This is a genomic window from Streptomyces sp. NPDC096013 (assembly GCF_044763565.1).
GTDB lineage: Bacteria > Actinomycetota > Actinomycetes > Streptomycetales > Streptomycetaceae > Streptomyces.
The window spans coordinates 198,752-221,786 of record NZ_JBIWGK010000004.1; the positions used below are offsets into that span (position 1 = coordinate 198,752).

At 72.2% G+C, this 23,035-nt stretch carries 20 protein-coding genes and 1 pseudogene; 16 read left to right on the top strand and 5 right to left on the bottom strand.

Annotated features, from left to right (window positions below):
* Positions 1-44 precede the first annotated feature (44 nt).
* Positions 45-596: a CGNR zinc finger domain-containing protein gene (locus ACIRB1_RS15625; RefSeq protein WP_403465906.1), complete on the top strand. Its 552-nt coding sequence runs from the start codon at positions 45-47 to the stop codon at positions 594-596.
* Between the two features lie 85 nt (positions 597-681).
* On the opposite strand, the gene ACIRB1_RS15630 is transcribed toward ACIRB1_RS15625, so the two are convergent.
* Positions 682-3,537: a BTAD domain-containing putative transcriptional regulator gene (locus ACIRB1_RS15630; RefSeq protein ID WP_403465907.1), complete on the bottom strand. Its 2,856-nt coding sequence runs from the start codon at positions 3,535-3,537 to the stop codon at positions 682-684.
* A 284-nt stretch (positions 3,538-3,821) separates the two neighbouring features.
* On the opposite strand from ACIRB1_RS15630, the gene ACIRB1_RS15635 reads away from it, so the two are divergent.
* Together ACIRB1_RS15635 and pepN are read left to right on the top strand one after the other, a co-directional pair.
* Positions 3,822-4,493 carry an IclR family transcriptional regulator gene (locus ACIRB1_RS15635; protein WP_403465908.1) on the top strand — a complete coding sequence of 224 codons (672 nt, stop codon included), beginning with the start codon at positions 3,822-3,824 and terminating at the stop codon, positions 4,491-4,493.
* Positions 4,494-4,673: 180 nt separating this feature from the next.
* Positions 4,674-7,109 carry an aminopeptidase N gene (pepN, locus tag ACIRB1_RS15640; protein ID WP_403465909.1) on the top strand — a complete coding sequence of 812 codons (2,436 nt, stop codon included), beginning with the start codon at positions 4,674-4,676 and terminating at the stop codon, positions 7,107-7,109.
* Here the strand turns inward: pepN and ACIRB1_RS15645 are convergent.
* Complete coding sequence (locus ACIRB1_RS15645) at positions 7,045-7,944, bottom strand: PucR family transcriptional regulator (protein WP_403465910.1); 900 nt, start codon at positions 7,942-7,944, stop codon at positions 7,045-7,047. The two genes, pepN and ACIRB1_RS15645, sit on opposite strands and share 65 nt — an antisense overlap.
* Positions 7,944-8,329 (bottom strand): annotated as a pseudogene (locus tag ACIRB1_RS15650) (sugar diacid recognition domain-containing protein). The gene ACIRB1_RS15645 and the pseudogene ACIRB1_RS15650 overlap by 1 nt, the downstream one beginning before the upstream one ends.
* Here ACIRB1_RS15650 and ACIRB1_RS15655 point away from each other — a divergent pair.
* Both ACIRB1_RS15655 and ACIRB1_RS15660 read left to right on the top strand, forming a co-directional pair.
* Positions 8,328-8,609, top strand: coding sequence for a hypothetical protein (locus ACIRB1_RS15655; RefSeq protein ID WP_403465911.1), 282 nt, complete (start codon positions 8,328-8,330; stop codon positions 8,607-8,609). The pseudogene ACIRB1_RS15650 and the gene ACIRB1_RS15655 overlap by 2 nt on opposite strands.
* 20 nt (positions 8,610-8,629) lie before the next feature.
* Complete coding sequence (locus ACIRB1_RS15660) at positions 8,630-8,854, top strand: FAD-dependent oxidoreductase (protein WP_403466211.1); 225 nt, start codon at positions 8,630-8,632, stop codon at positions 8,852-8,854.
* On the opposite strand, the gene ACIRB1_RS15665 is transcribed toward ACIRB1_RS15660, so the two are convergent.
* The gene (locus tag ACIRB1_RS15665; protein ID WP_403465912.1) at positions 8,851-10,998 is read right to left on the bottom strand and encodes an MMPL family transporter; all 2,148 of its coding nucleotides are present in this window, start codon (positions 10,996-10,998) and stop codon (positions 8,851-8,853) included. The two genes, ACIRB1_RS15660 and ACIRB1_RS15665, sit on opposite strands and share 4 nt — an antisense overlap.
* A gap of 194 nt (positions 10,999-11,192) precedes the next feature.
* Between ACIRB1_RS15665 and ACIRB1_RS15670 the strand changes: the two genes are divergently transcribed.
* The 10 genes from ACIRB1_RS15670 (at position 11,193) to ACIRB1_RS15715 (ending at position 21,277) form a co-directional block, all read left to right on the top strand.
* Entirely contained in the window at positions 11,193-11,684 is a 492-nt protein-coding gene (locus tag ACIRB1_RS15670; protein ID WP_403465913.1) for a hypothetical protein, read from the top strand.
* Positions 11,685-11,956: 272 nt separating this feature from the next.
* A complete protein-coding gene (locus ACIRB1_RS15675) occupies positions 11,957-13,270 on the top strand; it encodes an MSMEG_0569 family flavin-dependent oxidoreductase (RefSeq protein WP_403465914.1) in 1,314 nt (437 codons plus the stop codon).
* Positions 13,271-13,320: 50 nt separating this feature from the next.
* The gene (locus tag ACIRB1_RS15680) at positions 13,321-14,136 is read left to right on the top strand and encodes an amidohydrolase family protein (RefSeq protein ID WP_403465915.1); all 816 of its coding nucleotides are present in this window, start codon (positions 13,321-13,323) and stop codon (positions 14,134-14,136) included.
* 41 nt (positions 14,137-14,177) lie between these two features.
* Positions 14,178-14,699 (top strand): MSMEG_0572/Sll0783 family nitrogen starvation response protein, encoded by a 522-nt coding sequence (locus ACIRB1_RS15685; protein ID WP_403465916.1) that lies wholly within the window; start codon positions 14,178-14,180, stop codon positions 14,697-14,699.
* Positions 14,700-14,709: 10 nt separating this feature from the next.
* The gene (locus tag ACIRB1_RS15690) at positions 14,710-15,816 is read left to right on the top strand and encodes an MSMEG_0568 family radical SAM protein (protein ID WP_403465917.1); all 1,107 of its coding nucleotides are present in this window, start codon (positions 14,710-14,712) and stop codon (positions 15,814-15,816) included.
* Between the two features lie 4 nt (positions 15,817-15,820).
* A complete protein-coding gene (locus ACIRB1_RS15695; protein WP_403465918.1) occupies positions 15,821-17,251 on the top strand; it encodes an MSMEG_0567/sll0787 family protein in 1,431 nt (476 codons plus the stop codon).
* Positions 17,248-18,099 (top strand): carbon-nitrogen hydrolase family protein, encoded by an 852-nt coding sequence (locus ACIRB1_RS15700; protein ID WP_403465919.1) that lies wholly within the window; start codon positions 17,248-17,250, stop codon positions 18,097-18,099. The genes ACIRB1_RS15695 and ACIRB1_RS15700 overlap by 4 nt, the downstream gene beginning before the upstream one ends.
* Positions 18,096-18,932 (top strand): carbon-nitrogen hydrolase family protein, encoded by an 837-nt coding sequence (locus ACIRB1_RS15705; protein WP_403465920.1) that lies wholly within the window; start codon positions 18,096-18,098, stop codon positions 18,930-18,932. The genes ACIRB1_RS15700 and ACIRB1_RS15705 overlap by 4 nt, the downstream gene beginning before the upstream one ends.
* Complete coding sequence (locus ACIRB1_RS15710; RefSeq protein ID WP_403465921.1) at positions 18,929-20,014, top strand: MSMEG_0565 family glycosyltransferase; 1,086 nt, start codon at positions 18,929-18,931, stop codon at positions 20,012-20,014. The genes ACIRB1_RS15705 and ACIRB1_RS15710 overlap by 4 nt, the downstream gene beginning before the upstream one ends.
* Positions 20,015-20,092: 78 nt before the next feature.
* Entirely contained in the window at positions 20,093-21,277 is a 1,185-nt protein-coding gene (locus ACIRB1_RS15715) for an acyl-CoA dehydrogenase family protein (RefSeq protein ID WP_352181585.1), read from the top strand.
* A gap of 14 nt (positions 21,278-21,291) precedes the next feature.
* Here ACIRB1_RS15715 and ACIRB1_RS15720 read toward each other — a convergent pair whose 3' ends face one another.
* Positions 21,292-21,813 (bottom strand): AAA family ATPase, encoded by a 522-nt coding sequence (locus ACIRB1_RS15720; RefSeq protein ID WP_352181584.1) that lies wholly within the window; start codon positions 21,811-21,813, stop codon positions 21,292-21,294.
* A gap of 56 nt (positions 21,814-21,869) precedes the next feature.
* Between ACIRB1_RS15720 and ACIRB1_RS15725 the strand changes: the two genes are divergently transcribed.
* Positions 21,870-22,796: an ADP-ribosylglycohydrolase family protein gene (locus tag ACIRB1_RS15725; RefSeq protein ID WP_403465922.1), complete on the top strand. Its 927-nt coding sequence runs from the start codon at positions 21,870-21,872 to the stop codon at positions 22,794-22,796.
* Positions 22,797-23,035 lie beyond the last annotated feature (239 nt).

A 23,035-nucleotide genomic window follows, 5' to 3' on the forward strand; every position in this document is an offset into this window, starting at 1 on the left:
GCGCGGCACCAGTTAAACCGGTTCTACGAGAGTAGGGTGGACGCGTGCCAGCGACTCCCCGCTTCCGCCAGGGCGCCGGGCGCCTGTGCCTGGACTTCGTCCGCACCCTGCGTCACCGCGGCTCCCCCGACGTGGTGGAGGAACTCCCCGACGCCGAGGCCCTGTTGGCGTGGGTGCGGCAGTGCGGCCCCTGCGCCGACGCCACCGGACGTCCCGATGCCGTAAACGCGCGTGACCTACGGGAGGCCGTCCACACCCTGATTACCGACGCGAGGGCGGGCCGGACGCCCGACGCGGACTCCCGCGACCGGGTCAACTCGGCCGCCGCGCACACCGTCCCCGTGCCGCGCCTCACCTCGACGGGGCAGCTCACCCATCACGCCGACGACCCCGTCCGGGCCACGCTCTCCCTCGTCGCCCGCGACGCCCTGGACCTCGTCACCTCCCCGTCGCTCACCCGCCTCCGCAGGTGCGCGGGCCCGACCTGCGGCGCCCTGTTCCTGGACACCTCCCGCCCCGGGAACCGCCGTTGGTGCTCCATGGGCACCTGCGGAAACCGCGCCAAGAAGGAGACACTGCGCGGCAGGACGCTTTGATGATCCGCGGGAGCCGCTGCGCATCCTCGGCGCCGATGACGGTGTCAACGCCCGCTCCCAGCAGCTGGGTTGCGGGCCCCGGCCGCTACGACACGTTCCGGTCCCGCAGCGCGGCGCGGAGGGGATCGTCGTCGGGCAGGCCGAGTTCCGCGGTCAGGGCGAGGGCGCGGGCCCAGACCTCGTGGGCCGCGTCGGACTGTCCCGCGCTGCGGTGGCTGTCGCCGAGGCAGATCAGACAGGCGGCCTCGCTGTGCCGCTCGCCGGTCGCGTAGAACAGCTGGGCCGCCTGCCGGTAGCGGTCGACCGCCTGCTGGTAGCCGCCCAGTTGGTGGTGGATGTAGCCGAGGCTGTCGGAGATGTGGGCCTGTCCGTCCACGTCGCCCGCCGCCCGGGCGAGTTCGAGGGCCTGCTCGCAGTGGCCGAGCGCCCGGAGGTGGTCGCCGAGGTGTGCCTGCCGCCAGCCGATGTGGTTCAACGCCGCTGCCTGGCCCGCCCGGTCGCCCGCCGCCCGGTAGTGCTCCAGGCTCAAGTAGGCGTGTTCCAGGGCGAGTCCGGAGTTGCCCTGGGCCCCCGACATCCGTGAGAGGTGCTGGTGGGTCCTGGCCTGGCCCGCGTCGCTGCCGACCGCGACGAAGAGTTCGAGTGCCCGCAGGTAGTGCTCGCGGGCCGGTTCCGGGCACTTCAACCGGTCCAGGGCCAGGCCGAGGCCGCGGTGGGCGCCCGCCCGACCGGCCAGGGAACCCTCTCGCTCGGCCGCCACCAGCGCCTGGTGCCCGGCGGTCAGCAGCGCCTGCCAGTAGCCGTGCCGGTCGAGGAACGTGGTCAGTACGGTGACCAGTCGCCACACATGGCCGTCGAAGCCGGGCTGGGGCTGCCGCACGATCTCCAGCAGCACCGGGTGCTCGGCGGCGAGCCAGGCCAGGGCCCGGCCGTAGTCCTCGAACTCGACCGGGTTCGCGCCGGATCCGGGCGCGGGCGCCTCCACCGGGTTGGGCTGCGGGGTGACCAGTACGTCGGCGGCCCGCGCGGAGTGCAAGTAGTGGTCCATCATCCGGCGCAGCGCGGACCGGCGTTCCCACTGGTCGTCGTAGGTGGTGACGAGTTCGGCGGCGTACACGCGCAGCAGGTCGTGGAAGGCGTAGCGGCCGGGGGCCTGCTCGACGAGCAGGTGGCCGCCGGTCAGTTCGGCGAGCAGCGGCCGGACGCGTTCGGGCGGTACTCCGGCCAGGGCCGCCGCCGCGCGCTGGTCCAGGTCGGGTCCGGGGTGCAGTGCCAGCAGCCGGAAGAGCCGGGCGGCTGCGGGGCTGAGCGCGCTGTAGGACCAGGAGAACACCGCCCGTACCTGGCTGGACTCCTCGCCTCCGTCCAGGGCGTCCAACCGCCCGCCCGCTTCCCGGAGTTCGTCGGCGAGGGCGCCCAGCGGCCGGTGCGGTTGCGCGGCGGCGCGGGCCGAGACCACGGCCAGCGCGAGGGGCAGTCCCGCGCACCAGGTGACGACGTCGGCGACGGCGGCCGGTTCGGCCGCGACCCGGCCCGCGCCGAGCCGTTCGGCGAGGACGGCCCGTGCGGCGGCCGGTGTCAGCGGGTCCACGGCGAGGAGATGGGCGCCCTCGGTCGCGGCCAGTCCGGTGAGCCGGTTGCGGCTGGTCACCAGCGCCATGCAGCCGACGGCGCCGGGCAGCAGCGGGCGGACCTGCTCCTCGTCCCGCGCGTTGTCGAGCACGACCATGACCCGACGCCCCGTCAGCAAGCTGCGGTACAGGCCGACTTGTGCCTCCAGCCCGGGCGGCACGCGCTCCGGCCGCACTCCGAGCGCGTCGAGGAAGCCGCGTACGGCCTCGGTGGGCTGCACCACCGATCCCTGCGGGTCGAACCCGCGCAGGTTCACATACAACTGTCCGTCGGGGAAGGCGCTTTCCACCTTCCGTGCCCAGTGCACGGCGAGGGCGGTCTTGCCGACGCCCGCCATGCCCGACACCGCCGAGATGACCACGGCGGCGGATTCGCCTTCGGCCGAGGCCAGGATCGCGGCGAGGCGGGCGAGTTCGCCGTCGCGGCCGGTGAATCCCCGTACGGCCATGGGGAGTTGTGCGGGCAGTTCGCTCCCCCGTGGAACCGCCGGTGGCCCGGGCCGGCGTGACGCCGTGGCCGGTTCGGGGCGCTGGGACGACTCGGAGGGGTGGCCGCGCAGGATCGACTGGTGGAGCCGGCGCAGGGCCGGGCCAGTGTCCGTGCCCAGTTCCTCGGCGAGGCGTTTGCGGACGGCGGCGTAGCAGTCGAGGGCCTCGGCGCTGCGGCCGGTCTCGTGCAGGGCCCGCATCAGGGCCTCGGCGAGGGGTTCGGCGAGCGGGTACTCGCCGAGGAGGCCGGTCAACGGGCCGATGACGGCGGCGGGATCGCCGTGCCGCAGTTCCGCGCGGGCCCAGCCGACGGCGGCGTCCTGGTGCTGGCGCCGCCAGGCCTCGCGCGTGCGGGCCGCCCACTCGCCGTGCAGGCCGGACAGCGGTTCGCCGCGCCAGAGGCCGAGGGCCTCGCGCAGCAGCACCGCTCGTGCGGGTTCGGCCGAGCCCGCCGCCCGCGCCTGGTCGACCAGCTGCCGGAAGCGGTACACGTCCACCTGGTCCTGGCGGGCCTCCAGCAGGTACCCGCCGGAACGGCGCACCAGTAATAAGGGTTCCCGCGCGCTCTCGGCGGCCTGCTCGCACATCCGCCGGATGCGGGCAACATGAGCGTGCACCGCGCCCCGTGCGCCGTCGGGGGCGCGCGGGCCCCAGACCCGCTCGATGACGACGTCGACGGCGACGGGCCGGCCGACGTCCACGGCCAACGCGGCCATCACGGTGCGGCGTTGGGGCGGGCCGACCTCCACCGCGCGCCCCTCCGCCGACAGTTCCACCGGCCCGAGCAACTGCACGTCCACCATGGTGTGCACCTCCCCCACACACACAAAGCCTCCTCCTTTTTTCCACAGACGTGTACGCGGCGCGACAAGCCTTCGACAAGGTTTCCGGTCACACACCGGTGCGAATCTGCTGGGGAAACGGAGGGGGCGCCGACCGCGTCCCGTCCGGGCACCACGGCAGGGCCGTCGCCTGGCGGCTGCGCAACAGGCAAACGGGGGCGAGACGTGTGACCGCACAAGGAGTGATGGCACCTGGGGCACGGGTGCCGGTACAGGGGCCGGAGACCTTACCGGCCGCCACGGGGAACGCCGGCGGACGGAGCGTGCTGGAGGGCGCATTCTCGCTGTTGGAGGCGGTGGAGCGGGCCGTGGAGGCGGGCCCGACCCGGCTGGCGGCCGACTGCGGGCTGCCGAAGACGACCGCCTACCGCCTGCTGGAGCAGCTGGCGGACCTGGGCGCGGTCGAGCGGTGCGGCGGGAGTTACCGGGTGGGCCCGCGGATGTTCCAGCTCGGCCGCGCCTGGCAGCCGCACCCGAGGCTGCGCGCCGCCGCGCGGGAACCGATGCGCCGGCTGGCACAGCTCACCGGCACGACGGTGGGGATCGCCGTGCTGTGGAAGGGCGAGACGCTGATGGTCGAGTGGTGTCCCGACGACGTCCAGCGGCCCGAGCCGCTGGGGACCCGGATGACCTGGCCGTGGTTCACGGCGGCGGGCAAGGTCCTGGTCGCCACGGCCGCACCGGCACCGCTGATGGGGCCGCTCCCCGCGTCCTGGTCCCGGCACGCCGAGGCGATCCGCGAGCACGGCGCCGCCTTCGACCGGGAGGAAGTGGTGACGGGCGTGTGCTGCGCGGCGGTTCCGCTCCTCGGGGTGCGCGGCACCCCCGTTGCCGCCCTGTGCGTCCTCACCGATCCGGCCCACCACCTGGAGCGGCTCGCGGAGACCGCGCGCCGGACGGGGCGGGTGATCAGCACGGGGTTGCGGGGGCGATGAGGGGCTGCTTCAGGGGCGGTTGAGGGCGGCGGTACGACGGGGTGGGCGGCGCGCTGTCCGGCGGCCGGGCGAGGAGGGGCGCCCGGCCGCGCCGCCGTCCCGCGACACCCCGGAAAATCCCTGAACTCCCCAACGCTCTCCGCCGTAGGCTGACGGCCGCTGTCTGCCGAGGGAGTACACATGGGGATCCGAAGCCTGACCCGCGTCGAAGCCGAGCGCCGGGCCGAACTGATCGCGGTCGAGCGGTACGACGTGGACGTCGACCTGACCGCTCTGCCCGACGGTCCGGAGGTCCGGGCGGTCTCCACCGTGGCGTTCACGTGTCGTGAACCGGGCGCGGAGACGTTCGTGGACTGCGCGGCCCGGGTACTGAGCGCCACGCTGAACGGCGTCGCCCTCGCCCCCGCCGAGGACGGACGGATCCACCTCCCGGACCTGGCCGAGCGGAATCTCCTGCGGGTGGAGAGCGTGCAGGCCGACACGACCGCCGGTGAGGGCGTCCACAAGGCGACGGACCCCGCCGACGGCGAGGTGTACCTGTGGATGAGCTTCGAGCCGGACGAGGCCCGCTACGTATGGGCGTGCTTCGACCAGCCGGACCTCAAGGCCCCGCACGCCTTCACCGTCACGGCCCCGGCCGCCTGGACCGTCACCAGCAACTCCGGCGACGCACACGTGGAGTCGGTGGAGTCCGGGCGCCGCTGGACGTTCCCCGACACCCCGCCGCTGTCCGTGTACAACACGGTCATCAACGCGGGTCCCTTCCACGAGGTGCGCCGCGAGACCGACGGCTACGACTTGGGCCTGTACGCCCGCCGTTCGCTCGCCGAGATCCTGGAGCGAGACGCCGACGACATCTTCACCCTGACCGGTCAGGGCCTCGCCTTCTACGGCGAGGTCTTCGCGATGCCGTTCCCGCAGCGCCGCTACGACCAGGTCTTCATGCCCGAGTTCGGCGGGGCGATGGAGAACTACGGCTGTGTGACCTGGTCGGACGCGTTCCTCCAGCGGGCCGCGCCGACCCCCGCCGAACAGGGCCTGCTGGCACGGGTGTTGCTGCACGAGATGGCGCACATGTGGTTCGGCAACATCGTCACCATGCGCTGGTGGGACGACCTGTGGCTGAACGAGGCGTTCGCGGAGTTCGCCTGCCACTGGGCGGCCGAGCGCGCGACCCGGCACACCGACGCGTGGGCGAGCCATCTCATGATCGGGAAGATCAGGGCGTACCTGTCCGACCAGGGTCCCGCCTCGCACCCGATCCACCAGCCCATCCACGATGTCGCCCAGGCGGCGTCGATCTTCGACAACATCACGTACCCCAAGGGCGCGTCCGTCCTCCAGCAGCTCAAGACGTACGTCGGCGAAGAGCCGTTCAAGACCGGCATGGCCGCCTACTTCGCCCGCCACGCGTGGGGCAACACCACGCTCCAGGACCTGATCGACGCCCTGTCGGAGGCCAGTGGCCGCGACCTGGACGCCTGGCGCACGGCCTGGCTGGCGACGGCGGGCACCGACCGCTTCACGCTGGAGCGCGACGACGACACGCTCACGCTGGTGGCCGCCGGGACTCCGCGTCCGCAGGTGCTGGCGGTCGGCGCGTACAGGAGGGACGGCGACGCGCTGGAACGCGAGGCGCTGGTGCGGGTCGAGGTGACGGAACCCCGCACCACCGTCACCGGTCTCCCGTCCGACGCGGACGTCCTGCTGGTCAACGACGACGACCTGACCTTCGCGACGACCCGCCCGGACCCCACGACCAGGGACGCTCTCTTCCGTACGGCGGCCCAACTGCCCTCGGCCATCTCGCGGGGCGTGGCCGCGGCCACCGTGTGGGACATGCTGACGACCGGCGAGGCCACGGCGGCGGAGGCCGGCCGGTGTCTGACCTCGGTGCTGGCGGCCGAGACGTCGGACGCGGTGATCGAGCCATATCTGACCCTGTCCGCGAACATCGCGGAGCTGTGGGCGCCGTCCGCCGAGCGCGACGGCCTGTCTGCGGCGGTGGCGGCGGTCTGCCGCGAGCTCGCCGCGGACCCCGGCCGCCGTCGGGTCGCGCTGCGCGGCCTGGCCCGTACGGCGACGACGGCGGACGATCTCGCCTGGCTCCGCGAACAGGCGGGCGACGACGTGGACCTGCGCTGGCGCGCGCTGATCCGCGAGGCCGAGCTGGGCGGTGACGTCACGGCGGAGTCCGACCTCCTGCTCGCCCGTGACCCGAATCCGGACGCCTGGGTCCACGCCCTCGTCGTACGGGCCGCGTTGCCCGACGCGGCGACGAAGGCGGAGGTCTGGCAGCGGCTGGTCGTGGACCGCTCGGTGCCCGTCACCTCGGTCGCCCCGGTGGCGTCGGCCTTCTGGCGCCCCGGCCAGGACGAGCTGCTCGCGCCCTACGCCGAGCGGTATCTGGAGGCGGTCCCGAAGTTCCACCAGGGCGGCATGATCCTGGCGATGAGCTATACGAGCCGGCTCTTCCCCCTGTACGGCATCGACCCGACGTACATCGAACGGGCCCGCGAGGTGTCCAGGGAGGCGGTCCCGGTGGTCCGCCTCACGGTCCTGGAGAAGTCCGACGAGGTGAGCCGCATGCTCCGCGCCCGGGGCGCCTCGGCCTGACGCGCTGTTCACTCAACCGGTCGGCCGGGCACGCGACATAGAGCGTCATGGCCGTCCGGTACTCCCGCAGGGAGCGGCCGGTGATCTGCTCGATCTTGTTCATCCGGTAGACCACGGTGTTCCGGTGGATGTGCAGGGCCTCGGCGGTACGGACGAGGTTGAACCCGCTCTCGCACCAGGCGGTCACCGTGTCACGGAGGGCCGGCCAGTCCGGCTGGGCGCGCAGTTCTGTGGCGGTGAGGTCCAACAGGCGGTTGCGGGCCGCCTGGCTCACCGCCGTCACCACCTGGTGGACCCGCAGATCGGTGATCAGGTGGACGGGCGCGGCCTCGTCGAACCGGGCGCCGAGCCGCAGGGCGTCGCACGCGTCCTGGTAGGAGTCGTGCAGCCCGCCGACGGAGGTGGCGGGCTCGCCGATCCCGGCACGGGCGACCAGCCCGTCCTGGGCCGCGATGAGATCGCTGACCCGTCGGCAGTCGGCTACGAGGGAGGTCGCGGAGCATCCGACGGGGAGCCGGTGCAGGACGCCGATCCAGCCGGGTGCGGTGGAGGCGACCACGTCCTGCGGGTCGGCGAAGATCTCCCCCACGGTGCGCAACCGTTCGGAGCGGACCAGGGGCATGCCCAGGGGCCGGGTGCCGCCCTGGCGGCGGGGCACCGGATGGGGCACGCTCACCTCGAAGGCGACGGCGACCCGTTGTAGGCGCAGCTCGAAGCCGAGTTCGGCGGCGCGGAACACGAGGAAGTCGCCCTCGACGACCTGGGGGTCGTAGGACGCGATGTCGGCGAGGAGTCTCTCGGCGGCCCGTTCGGCGAGCAGCCGGGAGCGCAGCATCACGGACTCCCGGAGGAGGATCTCCGTCCGGCGTTTGACGAGAGTCCGAAGCGGCGGACCTGCGCGGGTGTGCCGGTGATACCGACCGTTCCCACGGCCTGCCCGCTGGTGATCAGCGGGAGGGTCACCCCGGGGCGTACACCGCGCCGTTGCTGGGCCTGGGTGGCGCTGTGCGTGGCTGGTTCCTTCGTACGGACGACATCGACGGCGCCTCGTGGAAGCTGCCGACGCGACTGCTGTCCCCGCTGCCGATGACCATGCCCTCCGCGTCGGTGATCAGCACGTTGAGGCCGATGACGGCGGCGGTGTCCCCAGCGATCTCCTGGGCGAGTGACGGTCTGAGCACGGGGATTCCTCCCGTCGCGGGCGAGCCGGATGCCGGCATGCGCTCCTCGGATCTGCTGGGCCCGCTCGGCAATCCCCTGCCGCTCCAGGCGGGGAAGGGCTACAGCTTCTCCGTCGACCTCGACCCGGCGCCCCGGCACACGCTCTGCTTCGGTGAGCGCAGGGCCGTCGCCTCGCCGATCGGCCCGACCACCCGCATCGGCGGCACGATGGCGCTGAGCGGCAACAACAACCGCCTCGACTGGCGCCGCGTCGTCGCCGTCGCACTCGCCGGCCGCACTATCCGGGCCGCTGGTTCGACGACCCCGACGACCTGGTGAGCCTCATCCGCGACCCCTGGGTGGGCGGCCGACCCTTCCTCCCCGACGGGCTCCCGGTCATCGACCGCGTCCCCGAGCACGACAACGCGTTCGCGGCGACCGGGCACGGCATGCTCGGCGTCACGCTGGGGGCCGGTGACCGGGCACCACTTGGCCGCGTATATGCGCACCGGCCGCCGTCCCGAGGCACTCACGCCGTTCCGCTTCGGCCGGGGGTCCTGGGCGAGGCCCCAGGCCTGCCCTAGCCCGTCGGCGGTGTCGGCGCGGGCCCGGACGCCTCCGGGTGCGGGCTGGACGGCGGCACGCGCAGCGGACGGGCCGCCCAGGCGGGCAGGCGCCAGTTCCAGCCGCCGAACAGGGAGACGAGGGAGGGGACGAGGAGCATCCGCACGATGGTCGCGTCGAGCAGGATGCCGATGCCGAGGCCGGTCGCCAGCGTCTTGAGGTCGGTGCCCGGTCCCGAGGCAAGTGCGGCGAAGGCGAGGAAGAGGATGAGTGCGGCGCTGGTGACGAGTCGGCCGGTGCGGCCGATGCCCTCGACCACCGCGTCGTCGGTCGAGAGACCGCCGTCGTACTCCTCCCGGATGCGGGAGAGGATGAACACCTCGTAGTCCATGGACAGTCCGAACAGGAACGCGAAGATCATGATCGGGATCCAGAATGTGACGGCCCCGGTCGCCGCGATGCCGAAGAGCGTGTTCGAGCCGTGCCCGTCCTGCCAGAACAGCACCATCAGGCCCAGCGTCGCCGCCAGCGAGATCAAGTTGAGCAGCACCGCCTTCAGCGGCAGCAGCAGCGAGCGGAAGGCTCGCACGAGCAGCACGTACGTCAGGAGCGCGATGATCGTGAGCATCAACGGGAAGTTGCCGTAGACGGCGTGCAGGAAGTCGATCTGTGCCGCGCCGACGCCTGCGACACCGACGACTCCGGGCAGGTGCTCGGCGGCGGACTTGACCCGCCTGACCACGTCGACGCTCTTCGAGTTGACCGTCTCGGTGTCCGGGATCACGACGACGATGCTCTGTCCGCCTCGGTTGGCGACGGGTCCGGTCGGCACCAGCACGCTGGCCACACCGTCGACCGCGGCCAGCGAGGCGGCGACAGGACGCGCCTGGTCGGTGCTGACCAGGACCTCCATCGGGGTCAGCGCGCCGGTGGGGACCCCGCCCCGTTCCAAGGTCTGCAGGGTGTCGTAGGCCGGGCCACTCCTGGCCAGTGACTCCGAGGAGGCGAGGCCGATCTTGATCCCGAGGAAGACCCCGACCAAGGCGGCGAGCGCGGCCAGCGCGACGCCGGCCGCGATCCAGCGGCGCCGTACGACGGCGGCGGTCCAGCGGCTCCAGAAGCGGCTCGCCCGGTTCTCGTGCCGGATCTTGGGCCAGTCGACCTTCGGCCCGATGCCGCCCAGGATCGCGGGGGTCAGGGTGAGCGTCGTCAGCACGCTCGCGAGCGGGATGAGCGCGCCGCCGTAGCCCATGCTGCGCAGAAACGGCACGGGCAGGACGACCAGGGAGAGCAGCCCGATGGCGACCGTGACGCCGCTGAACACGATGGCGTGCCCGGCGTGCTCCATCGCGACGACGACCGCCTCGTGGTTGTCCCGGCCGCGGTCGCGCTCCTCGCGCCAGCGGGTGACGAACAGCAGCGAGTAGTCGATCGCCACGCCCAGGCCGATCAGGGCGACCAGGAACTGCACGATGAACGACACGTCGGTGGCATACGTGAGCGGCAGCAGCATCACGAAGGTCGCGAGAATCGACACCGCTGCCACGAGCAGCGGCAGCAGGGCCAGGAAGGAGGCGAACACGAAGGCGAGGACGGCGAGTGCGCCGACGGCACCGAGGAGCGTCTCGCCGAGCACCCCGGGGCCACCCCCGTTGTCGCCGCCGGAGGCCAGGGGGTCCTCGCCGGTCACCCCGATCACCGCGCCCGCCGGCCTGGCCTGCTCGGCCGCCGTGCGGATCGGATCGGTCAGCGCTTTCTGGCTGGGTGACGGGTTGAACCGGTAGAAGACCAGCGCGTAGGCGGTGCGGTCGTCCTTGGTCCGAAACGCCTTGTCCCCGGTGTTCGCCTCGTCGATCACCCGCACGCCCGGTACCGCCGTGCCCACGGCCGTGAATACCTTCTCGACATCCTTCTCGTGACCGGTGATCATCTGCCCGGCCGGCAGGGTGACCGCGACCAGGTAGGGGTTGGTGTCGCCGCCGCTCCCGAAGGCGCCCTCGATCTTGTGTGCGGTCACGGTGCCGGGCTGGCCCGGCAACGAGAAGTCGATCGTCAGCCTGTCCGTGGTACGACCGGCCAGCAGGATCCCGGCGACCAGCACCAGACCCCAGAACGCCACTACCGCCTTGCGGTGCCGAAGAACGAATTCCGCCCACCGTCGCATGCCGGACCTTCCCCGGATCGTTGGTTGCGCGAGTCTAGTCCGCCGCTCTCTTCCTCCGCTATTGGACAGATCCATCCGGTTTACGGCGATCCGGAGGCAAGGAATCCGCACCCGCCGCCCCGGGAAGAAAAGAAGCCGAAGGGGGCGTTGCCCCACTGGATCACCAACGGACGTCTGAGAACGGAGCAGTCGAGGTGAGCGACGCGATAAACGCCGACACCCGCAACCTGGTCGAGGCCCCTTCTCCCACGCCGGACGTGCTGGAACGGGTCCGCCGGCACCGGCGCCACACCCTGGAGCTGCTGACCGTCTGCGCCCTGGGGCTGGTCCCGTGGACGGTTCTGCTGGCGGTGACACTCCCGTCCGGGTACGAGGTCCACCAGTGGCGCCTGACCTGGGTCGGGTTCGACGTCCTGCTCGTGGTCGCGATGGCGTCCACCGCACTGCTCGGCTGGCGGCGGAACCGCGCCGTCATCCTCGCGGCGCTCGCCACGGCGGTCCTGCTGATCTGCGACGCCTGGTTCGACGTGTCCCTCGCCTTCGGCACGTCGGAGATCTGGTGGTCGGCGGCGTTGGCACTGTTCGTCGAACTACCACTGGCCTTCTACCTGATACGCCGGGTGATGGGGATGATCTCGCTCGCCCACTGGCCGGCCGCCGACATGTCAACGGGTGGCGACACATAGCTGACACCGCCGCCGAGTCGCGGTGAGGTTTTCGCAACTCCCCTTTGTTCCGGATGACTTCGTTCGGACATCCGCAGGGCTGAAGTTGGTCGGCATGGAGAGCGGCGAGGTGGCAAGACCTCGTCGCGCGGCATGGAGGATGTCATGCCCGAGATGTATGTCGATGTGCGCCGGCCCGACAACCCGACCCGGCACCGCTGTTCACCCTCCCCGATGGCCCAGGACCACGTCACGTCAGCCGGCGCTTACGAGCGCGTCGACGGGAGCCCTCGATGAGCCCGGCGAATCTGCCGGGCGCGCACTACCCGGTGGCCGTGGTGGGCGGTGGTCAGGCGGGGCTCTCGGTCAGCCACGAACTCCGCGAGCGCGGCATCGACCACGTGGTCGTCGAGGCACACCGGGTCGGCCACGAATGGCGCGAGCACCGCTGGGACTCCTTCTGTCTGGTGACCCCCAACTGGCAGTGCCGACTGCCCGGTTACCCCTACCGGGGCGACGACCCCGACGGCTTCATGGTCCGCGACGACATCGTGCGGTACCTGGAGGGCTACGTCGCCCACTTCCGCCCGCCGCTCGTCGAGGGCGTGACGGTCACCAGGTTGCGCCGCTTCCCCGGCGGAGTCTTCGAACTCGCCACCACCGAGGGGGACTTCACGGCCGACCAGGTGGTGATAGCCACCGGCCCCTACCACACCCCGTCCCTCCCCCCGATGGCCCAGCGACTGCCCGACTCCGTCGCCCAGGTCCACTCCTCCCGCTACCGCAACCCCGCCCAACTCCCCCCGGGCGCGGTCCTCGTGGTCGGCACCGGCCAGTCCGGCTGCCAGATCGCCGAGGACCTGCACCTCGCCGGACGCCAGGTGCATCTCGCCGTCGGCAGCGCGCCGCGCGTGGCCCGGTTCTACCGCGGCCGGGACTGCGTGGCCTGGCTGGACGAGATGGGCCACTACGCGAAGAGCATCGACGACTTCGACGACGCCGGCGCGGTCCGGATGCGTGTGAACCACTACGTCACCGGACGCGACGGAGGCCGCGACATCGACCTGCGCGCCTTCGCCCGCGAGGGCATGCGGCTGTACGGCAGGCTCACCGAAGTCGCCGGTGGAACAGTGGAGTTCGCCGACGACCTCAAGGTGAACCTCGATCACGCGGACGCCGTGGCGGAGGGCATCAAGGACGCCATCGACGCCCACATCACCGCCCGGAACATCGCGGCCCCGGACGAGCCCCGCTACGTACCCGTGTGGGAACCGGACGACCAGCCCCGCGAACTCGACCTGGACCGGGCCGGCATCACCTCCGTCGTCTGGTCCACGGGGTTCCGCCGCGACCACCGCTGGATAGAGGCCCCGGTCTTCGACGGCCGCGGCTACCCGATGCACTGGCGCGGCGCCACCAGCGTCCCCGGCCTGTACTTCCTGGGCCTGCCCTGGCAGCACTCGTGGGGTTCGGGACGCTTCGAAGCGGTGGGCAGGGACGCGGAGTTCCTCGCGAACCACATCGAGGCCTCCCGCCGCCTCGCCGACGTCTGCGGCACCCTCACCGGCGCCCCCACCGAACTCGCCTCCGCCCTCCCCATCGGCTGACTCCGAGAAAGGGAGGAGGCACGGACGAGGACGAGGAAGGGACGACACCCATGGTCCACGACGCACACCGCCACATCGGCGTCCTGCCCGCCTACCCCTTCTACGGCGGCCCGCCGGTCAACCCCGACACCACCGCCCGCGCCACCATCAAGCAACTCGTCGCCGACCTGGACGCGGAGGGCACCGAACGCGCCCTGGTCATCCCGAACTACGGTGTCCCGGACCCCGCGATCGCCTTCTCCTTCAACGAGTTGGCGATCGAGGCCGCCCAGACCGACGACCGCATCCGCGCCGGACTGTGGGTCTCCCCTCGCCCCGAGGACGAGCAACGCACGGCACATGCACTGGAGTTGGCGGGCGAACGGGGCGTGAAGGCGCTCAAGCTGAGCTTCCTTCTCGGCGGACGGCCGACCGACCCGGCCTGCCGCCCCCACCTGGACCGCATCTTCGCCGTGGCCGCCCGCCACCACCTGGTCGTCCACGTCCACACCTCCCCCGGCGCCGCCTCCGACATCGACGAGGTCGGCCATCTGGTCGACTGGTACGCCGACCACGTCCCGGTCCATCTCGTGCACTTCGGCGGCGGGATGAGCGGCCACATCAAACTCGCCGGTTCCCGGTTCTTCGACTGGATCACGGCCGGCAAGCACGTCTACACCGACCTCTCCTGGGCCATCGGATTCACTCCCCGCTGGCTGGCCCGGGAGATCGAGCACCGGGGTATCGGCCACGACCGGGTGCTCTTCGCCAGCGACCAGCCGTGGGGCGACTTCACCGGCGAATACGCCCGCCTCGCCGAAGCGACCGGCGGCGGCGAACTCGGCGACCTCGTCTTCCGGGACACCTTCGCCGCGCTCTACGACTGACCGACTCCCGTCCCCCGTCCGGTACGCACAAGGAGACAGCCATGTCCGAAACCGTCGAACTCAGCGAGATCGAACAGAAGTCCCTCAAGGAGATCCCCCACCCGTCCCTCCCCGAGGGCACCAGCATCTACGGGGCCACCAAGGTGTTCCCCGACTACAAGGCGGAGGACGGCGAGACGTACTTCACGCTCGTCCACGGCATCGCCCACGAGTCGTCGGTCTCCTTCGTCGCCGTCCTCCAGGCGACCCGCGCCCTGCGCAAGGGCTTCGAGACGGCCATCTACTTCTACGGCCCCGGCTCCCTCAACTGCCTTGCCACGCGCGGTTTCCCGACCACCGGGAACTCGGCGTTCCCCGGCGAACACAACATCAACAACCAGCTCAAGACGTTCATCGCCGAGGGCGGCAAGGTGTTCTGCTGCCGCTTCGGCCTGTCCCTGCACGGCGCCCGCGAGGAGGACCTCATCGAGGGCGTCATCCCGACCCACCCGCTGGACGTCCAGGACGCGCTGATCCACTACGCGCGCAAGGGCGCCATCATCAACTCCACCTACCAGCTGTAAGGGGTCCGCTGTGAGCGTTGGCACCGGTTCCACGAGGACCGCGGTGGATGTGCGCATCATGACGCGCGCCGAACTCGCCCTGCACGGCGTCGCGTTGGACGCCCCCGTACGGCGGCCCGACGGCGCGGGTCCGAGCGGCGACGGCCACGTCCTCGTCGACGGTGCCAACGCCGCACTGCCCACCAACCCCGCCAGCCCCTACCGCGTCCGCGACGGCAAGGTGTGGCTCGGCGACGAGCACGGCCGACTCCAGGACACCGGGCTCGCGTTGACCCCTGTGAACCGCCCCAGGTTCTACGACCTCACCACCGCCGACGGCACCCCCTACGAGCACATCGCCCGCCTCCACGGCGCCGACGTCCTCGCCACCACCGTCGTCCAGACCTGCATCCGCTACGCCGAGTCCGACCGCTGCCGCTTCTGCACCATCGAGGAGTCCCTGCGCTCGGGCGCGACGGTCGCCGCCAAGACACCGGCGCAGTTGGCCCAGGTCGCCGAGGCGGCGGTCCGGTTGGACGGCATCCAGCAGATGGTCATGACCACGGGCACGACGACCGGCCCGGACCGGGGCGCCCGCAACCTCGTCCGCTCCGTACGCGCCGTCCTCGAAGCGGTCCCCGGCCTGCCTATCCAGGTGCAGTGCGAACCACCCGGCGACCTCGCCTGGATCCGTGCCCTGCACGACGCCGGGGCCACCACGATCGGCATCCATGCCGAGTCCCTCGACGAAGAGGTGCGGCGGCGCTGGATGCCGGGCAAGTCGACGGTGCCCCTGGCCGAGTACGAGACCGCGTGGGACGAGGCGGTGCGGGTCTTCGGGCGGAACCGTGTCTCCACCTATCTGCTCGTCGGGCTCGGCGAGGACCCGGACGAACTCATCGCGGGCGCGGGCGAGTTGATCGAGCGGGGCGTGTATCCGTTCGTCGTCCCGTTCCGCCCGATGGCCGGCACGCTCGCCGCCCGCGACGGCGTCCCGGCACCGGACGCCGAACTCCTGACGTATGTCACCGAGGGCGTCGCGGCCGAGCTGCGCGCCGCCGGGATGAGCGGCGCCGACCAGAAGGCGGGCTGCGCGGCCTGCGGTGCGTGCAGTGTCCTGCGGTCGGCGGGAGGCTGAGGGCGTGCTCCTCGACGGATCCAGCACAGCACCGGTGACGGACCGGCCGTTCGACATCCTGGCCCTGCTCGGCGACCGCAGCACACTGGCACGGCGACCGGACTTCCACGTCGAAGAGGCCGCCTGTCACGCCGAGTTGGCGGACTATCGGCGACTGCGCCGGGACACCTTCGTGCACGAGCAGGGGCTGTTCACCGGCCACGACCTGGACGACCGTGACGCCGATCCCCGGACGGTGGTGCTGGTCGCCAAGGACCGGTCCGACACAGTCGTCGGCGGGGTCCGGCTCGGGCCGGTCGACGACGGTCCCGACCTGGGCTGGTGGGCGGGCGGCAGACTGGTCGTGGCACCGGGAGCGCGCGGCCCCCAGGGCATCGGGGCCGCACTGGTCCGCGCCGCGTGCGCGCGGGCCGAGAGCGAAGGCGTCCTGCGCTTCGAGGCGACCGTCCAGACCCGCAGCGAACCGCTCTTCCGGCGCCTGGGCTGGCGTTCCGTGCGCCCGACGACCGTCGCGGACACCGCGCACGTCCTCATGCGATGGCCCATCGGCAGGATCGCGGCCCACGTTGCCTCCACCAAGTCCGAACTCGGCCCCTTGCTGGCCGGGTTGCCCGCGCCACCCGGCTTCGTCGGTGACGACGGCGCGCCCGTCCCCGGCACGGACGTCATCGCCGCGTGCGACGCGATCGTGCCCTCGATGGTCGAGCGGGACCCGGAGTGGGCGGGCTGGTGCGCGGTCCTGGTGAACGTCAACGACCTCGCGGCGATGGGCGCTTCACCGGTCGGCCTGTTGGACGCGCTGGGTGCCCGGGACGCCGCGCACGCCGCACTGGTCCTCGCCGGACTGAGCCGCGCGGCACGGGCCTACGGCGTCCCGGTGCTCGGCGGGCACACCCAACTCGGCGTCCCCGCGGCCCTGTCGGTGACCGCGCTCGGCCGCACCGACCGTCCCGTGCCCGGCGGCGGAGGACGCCCCGGCCACACGGTACGGCTCACGGCGGACCTCGGCGGCGGGTGGCGCGCGGGCTACCGGGGCCGTCAGTGGGACTCGACCAGCCGTCGCCGCACCGGCGAACTGCGCACGATGACACGGGCGGTGGCCGTCGCGCGACCGGCGGCGGCGAAGGACGTGTCGATGGCCGGGATCGCCGGGACGCTGGGGATGCTGGCCGAGGCGAGCGGGTGCGGGGCGGTGCTCGACGTGGGTGCCGTGCCCCGGCCGGCGGGTGCGGCCATGGGTGACTGGCTGACCTGCTTCCCGGGCTTCGCGATGCTCACGGCCGACGAGCCGCACGCGCCGGTGTTGCCCGCAGGGCCCGCAACGGGCTCTGTGTGCGGGGAGTTGACCGCTGGGGAAGGCGTCGGGCTGCGCTGGTCCGACGGAGAGATCACCGAGGCGGTCGCCTCCGCGGTGACCGGAATGGGGACGGCATGAGCACGCTGCGGATGGCGGCCGTGGCCGCCGAGTTCGGCCGCGACCTGGAGGAGGACTTCGCGATCGCGGAGCGGCTGATCAAGGAGGCGGGCGAGCAGGGCGTGCGGCTCCTCGCGCTGCCGGAGGCGTGCCTGGGCGGCTATCTGCTCAGCCTGGACGACGACAGCGCGCTCGACGAGGGGCCGCCCGCGCTCGCCCTAGACGGCCCGGAAATTCGCCGACTCGCCTCGCTGGCCGGAGAGTTGACGGTCGTGGCCGGATACTGCGAGGCCGCCGGGAACGCCCGCTACAACAGCGTCGTCTGCGTCACCGGCGACGGCGTCCTCGGCAACCACCGCAAGGTCCACCAGCCACTCGGCGAGGACGCGAGCTATGCCTCGGGGGACGGTTTCCACGCCTTCGACACACCGGTCGGCCGGCTCGGGATGATGATCTGCTACGACAAGGCGTTCCCGGAGTCGGCGCGGGCACTGGCACTTGACGGGGCCGAGATCGGGGTGTGCGTGTCGGCGTGGCCGGGCGCGCGCACGAACGCGAGCGCCGATCTCGAACAGGACCGCTGGAAGCGGCGGTTCGACCTGTTCGACCGGGCGCGGGCGCTGGAGAACCAGATCGTGTGGCTGTCCGCCAACCAGGCGGGCACGTTCGGGTCGCTACGCTTCGTCGGCAGTGCCAAGGTCGTCGACCCCGGCGGTGAGATCCTCGCCGACACGGGCGTGACCTCCGGCATCGCCGTCGCCGAACTCGACGTCGTACAGGCCCTGGAGACCGCCCGCCGGTCGATGGGACACCTGCGCGACCGGCGGCCCGAGACCTATGGCCCAGCCCCGGGAGCAGTCACCGTATGAGCACCGTCCGGATCGCGGCCGCGGCCGCCCACTTCGGCCGCGACCTGGAGTTCGACCTCGCGCGCATCGCCAAACTCATCGACGACGCCCGCGGTTCGGGGGCCGACCTGCTGGTCCTGCCGGACGCCGCCCTCGGCGGATATCTCGCCGACCTGCGCCACCCCGACCCGCAGGCACTGCCTCCCGCGCTCAAACCGGACGACCCGCTGATCCTCCAGGTTGCGCGCCTGGCGGCCGAGATGGTGGTGTGCGTCGGCTACTGCGAGGACGGCGGGACCGAGCGCTACAACGCGGCGGTCTGCGTCAGCGGCGACGGCGTCCTCGGCCGCCACCGGAAGGTGCACCTCCCCGCCGGCGAGGTCGCCGCCTACACCGCGGGGGACCGCTTCGACGCCTTCGACACCCCGGTCGGCCGCGTGGGCATGCTCATCGACTACGACAAGACGTTCCCGGAGTCGGCCCGTTCGCTGGCCCTGGACGGCGCCGAGATCCTCGCCTGCCTCTCCGCCTGGCCCACGAGCATCACCAACCGCGCCCCGCGCATGGCCCAGGACCGTCAGGCCCGGCTCTTCGACCTCTACGACCAGTCGCGCGCCGCCGAGAACCAGGTCGTCCTGGCCTCCTCGAACCAGACCGGCGCGATGGGCGGCATGCGCTTCCTCGGCCAGGCCAAGGTGGTCGGCCCGGGCGGTGACATCCTCGCCCGCACCTGGTCCAAGGCCGGGCTCGCCGTCGCCGAGATCGACGTCGCCGCCGAGACCGACCGCGCCCGCCGCGTGCTGCGCCACCTCGACGAGCGCCGCCCCGACGCCTACCGGGAGTCCCGTACGTGAAGATCGCCCTGCTCAGCTACTCCACCAAGCCGCGCGGCGGGGTCGTCCACACCCTCGCCCTCGCGGAGGCCCTCGCGGCACTGGGCGAGGACGTCACGGTGTGGACCCTGGGCCGGGGCGGCGACGCGGGCTTCTTCCGCCCGGTGCACCCCGCCGTACGGATCCAGATCGTCCCGTTCCCCGACGGCCCGCCCGAGGAGTCGGTCGGCGCCCGCATCCTGCGCTCCATCGCCACCCTCCGCACCGCCTTCGACCCCACGCCCTACGACGTCGTCCACGCCCAGGACTGCATCAGCGCCAACGCGGCCGGCCCCTGCGTCCGCACGGTCCACCACCTCGACCACTTCACCACCCCCGAACTGGCCGCCTGCCACGAGCGCGCGATCGTCGAGCCGTACGCACACGTCTGCGTATCGGCGGCCGTGGCCGGGGAGTTGGCGGCGGGCTGGGGCATCGCGGCGCGGGTCATCCCGAACGGCGTGGCCTATGACCGCTTCGCCGTCACCGACCCGGCCGCGCAGGCGAGTTGGCGCTCCCGTCTCGGCAGGTACGTCCTCACCGTGGGCGGCATCGAACCCCGCAAGGGCTCCCTGGACCTGCTGGAGGCGTACGCCCTGCTGCGCGCGAAGCGTCCTGACGTCCGGCTGGTGATCGCGGGCGGCGAGACGCTGTTCGACTACCGCGACTACCGGGCGAGGTGGGAGGCGAGGGCCGCCGAACTCGCCGTAAAACCGGTGGTGTTGGGGCAGGTGGACGAGGACTCCTTGCCGTCTCTGGTCGCGGCGGCGGACGTGTTCGCGTTTCCGTCGCTCAAGGAGGGGTTCGGGCTCGCGGCGATGGAGGCGTTGGCCGCGGGGGTGCCGCTGGTGGTGCGGGATCTGCCGGTGCTGCGGGAGGTGTTCGGCGGGGCCGCTCAATTCGCTGCGACTCCGCAGGAGTTGGCGACGGTACTCGGGCAGGCGCTCACGGCGCAGGACCCGGACCGGCGTTCCGCCGGGCGCGCCCTCGCCGCCCGGCACACCTGGGACGCGGCGGCCCGCGGTCACCTCGACCTCTACCGTTCCTTGGCCGCGCGCTCGTGAACGGCCCCTGTCAACAGGGGCGTTGACACCTCACCCGATCCGCGTCACGGTGAGGGCTCCCGTGACCGGAGGTCGTCCATGGCACCGTCCTCAGCGTCCCCGTCAGCTGCCGGCCTCGTAGAACGCGTACGGGCGCTCCAACCCCTCCTCCGAGAGCACGCGTTGCGCGCCGAGGAGGAGAGAAGGGTGACGGAGGAAGTGGTGTCGGCGCTGACGGACGCCGGGGTGTACCGGATGAACGTCCCCCGGCGGTACGGCGGTTACCAGAGCCGGCTGAGCACGCAGGTCGACGTGTTGAGCGAGATCGCCGCCGGGTGCGGCTCGACCGGCTTCGTGGCGCTGATCCAGGCGGGTTGCGCGTACATCGCCGCGCTCTTCCCGGACGAGGCGCAGGACGAGATCTTCACCGGCCCGGACGTGCGGGTCGGTGGCACGCTGGTCCCGGACGCGGTCGCGGTCGCGACGGACGGGGGCTATGTCGTCAACGGCACCTCGGGCTTCGCCACCGGCTGCCGGAGTGCCGACTGGCATCTGCTGACGGTCCGGGTCGAGTCCGCCGAGGGTCCGCCCGAGCTGTTGTGGACCGCCGTACCGATGTCCGAGCTGGAGATCCTCGACGACTGGCATGTCTCGGGGCTGGCGGGGAGCGGCAGCAACAGCGTGGTCGCGCGGGACGTGTTCGTGCCCGCGCACCGGGTCCTGCCCGTCGGCCCGCTGCTGGCAGGCGGCTTCCCCTCGAAGGCCAACGCCGACGACCCCTTCTACCGGATGCCGGTCCTGATGCTGTTCTGTGCCTGGACGGCGCCGAACGCGCTGGGCCCGGCCAGGGCGGCCCTCGCGGAGTTCTCCGAGCGGATCCACCGGCGGGGCATCACCTACACCTTCCACGAGCGGCAGTACGAGGCGGGCGTCACGCATCTGCAGATCGCGGAGGCGGCGATGAAGATCTCCTGTGCCGAGCTGCTCACCCGCGAGTTCGTCGACCGGATCGAGACCGCGGCCGAGAACGGCGATCAGTACACCCAGGCGGACCGGGCCGAAATCCGGGCGCAGAGCGGCTATACGGCCCGGCTGTGCAAGGAGGCCGTGGACCTCATCGCCTCCGCGTCCGGGGCGTCCTCGCTGCACCGCGACGTCCCGATCCAGCGCGCGGTCCGTGACCTGTACGCGCTCACCCTGCACTCGTTCGTCAATCCGGCCACCAACCTGGAGCTGTACGGCCGGGTCCTGTCCGGGCTCGACGCGGGCACGCCGTTCCTCTGACCACCTCGTGAACCTCAGTGCAGGGATGCCAACCAGGCCTCGGTGTAGGCGGGTTGGGGGAAGCGGTGGGTGGTGAGCGGTGCGAAGCGCGGGTCGCCTGTCCGGCATTCGATCTCGCGGCGCCGGCCCGTGTACTGCGACCAGGCCCACCAGGCGGGGTGCTCCCGGCTCAACCACCCCACCCATGTCTCCCTGTTGCCGCCGAAGACGCTCTCGCGGGTGACCGTGCGCCGTAGCGAACGGCGCAGCACGCGCGGCATGATCACGCGTCTCGGGTAGTCCAGCCAGAGCACCGTGTCGGCCTTCTCCCAGAGCAGGTCACGGACTTCGGGCGAGCCGATCGAGTCGATGATCCAGCGGGGTTCGGAGGTGAGCCGCAGGACGTCGTCGACCAGGCTCTGGTTCACCGCCCAGCCGGGGCCGTTGAAGTACAGCGCGTCCATCTCGTGGTACGGCACACCGAGCCGCTCCCCCACAGCCCGTGCGAGCGTCGACTTGCCCGCGCCCGTCGACCCGACCACCAAGATCCGTTCCATCAGGGCACCTTAACTACGATGTGCCGAGTCCGGCGATCATCGACAGGAGCCCCGCCATGAGCAGTCCGCCGCACGCTCACGCCTCCCTCTACGGGCTGGTGATGGGAGACGCCTTCGGCGACGGCTGGTTCACCCGGTCCGACGAGGACGCCGAGGAGCTGTGGGCCGCGCGGGACCTGCGCCCGACGCCGTGGTCGTGGACGGACGACTCGGCCATGGCGTTCGTCCTGTTCGCCCACCTGGTGGCTCATGGCGAGGTCCGACCGGACGCGCTGGCACGGGAGTTCGCCGCCGAGTACGCGCGGGACCCGAGTCGGGGGTACGGCCCGTCCATGCACGGCATCCTCCGCCGCCTCGGCGACGGCGAGGACTGGCAGGCGGTCACCACCGGGCAGTTCGGCGGGCAGGGGTCCTACGGCAACGGTGCCGCGATGCGGGTCGCCCCGCTGGGGGCCTGGTTCCGGGACGACCTGAAGGCCGCCGCCGAGCAGGCCCGGCTGTCCGCGCTGACCACCCATGCCCACCCGGAGGCCGTCGCGGGGGCTGTGGCCGTGGCGGTCGCCGGCGCGCTGGCCGCCGCCGGTGCGGGTCAACAGGCCGCCCCGCGCACCGAGTTCCTGCGGGAGGTCGCCTCGCAGGTACCGGAGAGCGATGTCCGCTCCGGTCTGCTGGTCGACGCGAACTTCTCCGAACGGACATCGGTGCGGCACGCGGCGTCCGTGCTGGGCTCGGGGACGCTCATCTCCGCTCCGGACACCGTGCCGTTCGCCCTGTGGGCCGCGGCGGGTCAACTCGACGATCTGCCCGAGGCGTTGTGGCAGACGGTCGCCGGGTGGGGCGACCGGGACACGACCTGCGCGATCGCCGGAGGTGTCGTCGCGGCCCGCACCGGCACGGACGGCATCCCGTCCGCGTGGCGGGACGCGTGCGAGGCGATCCCGGCCTGGAGCGGCTGGGACGCGCCCACGGCGAGCACCGTGTAGGCGGCATCCCCTCACCCGCTGTCAGCCGCGGACCGTGCCCGAGTCCCGTGCCATGCGGTGCCGCACGCCCCCGCCTGCGGGTAGGGCCTGTCTGACGATTCCCGTCGTCGCCCGCAGGGCGGCCTCGCGGCGTCAGGTGCGTGCTCTCGGCGTGCCGGGCGTGGACCCTCGTACTGGTTGTACGTGGGTCCGCGCCCGGTGCGGCGAGAGTGCGTGCATGGCGTCGCGCGGCAGACGGG

Coding starts and splice junctions, on each gene's coding strand:
- pepN (WP_403465909.1), top strand. CDS start 4,674: ATGGGGATCCGAAGCCTGACCCGCGTCGAAGCCGAGCGCCGGGCCGAA.
- ACIRB1_RS15645 (WP_403465910.1), bottom strand. CDS start 7,944: ATGCTGCGCTCCCGGCTGCTCGCCGAACGGGCCGCCGAGAGACTCCTC.
- ACIRB1_RS15655 (WP_403465911.1), top strand. CDS start 8,328: ATGCGCTCCTCGGATCTGCTGGGCCCGCTCGGCAATCCCCTGCCGCTC.
- ACIRB1_RS15665 (WP_403465912.1), bottom strand. CDS start 10,998: ATGCGACGGTGGGCGGAATTCGTTCTTCGGCACCGCAAGGCGGTAGTG.
- ACIRB1_RS15675 (WP_403465914.1), top strand. CDS start 11,957: ATGAGCCCGGCGAATCTGCCGGGCGCGCACTACCCGGTGGCCGTGGTG.
- ACIRB1_RS15680 (WP_403465915.1), top strand. CDS start 13,321: ATGGTCCACGACGCACACCGCCACATCGGCGTCCTGCCCGCCTACCCC.
- ACIRB1_RS15685 (WP_403465916.1), top strand. CDS start 14,178: ATGTCCGAAACCGTCGAACTCAGCGAGATCGAACAGAAGTCCCTCAAG.
- ACIRB1_RS15700 (WP_403465919.1), top strand. CDS start 17,248: ATGAGCACGCTGCGGATGGCGGCCGTGGCCGCCGAGTTCGGCCGCGAC.
- ACIRB1_RS15705 (WP_403465920.1), top strand. CDS start 18,096: ATGAGCACCGTCCGGATCGCGGCCGCGGCCGCCCACTTCGGCCGCGAC.
- ACIRB1_RS15715 (WP_352181585.1), top strand. CDS start 20,093: ATGGCACCGTCCTCAGCGTCCCCGTCAGCTGCCGGCCTCGTAGAACGC.
- ACIRB1_RS15720 (WP_352181584.1), bottom strand. CDS start 21,813: ATGGAACGGATCTTGGTGGTCGGGTCGACGGGCGCGGGCAAGTCGACG.
- ACIRB1_RS15725 (WP_403465922.1), top strand. CDS start 21,870: ATGAGCAGTCCGCCGCACGCTCACGCCTCCCTCTACGGGCTGGTGATG.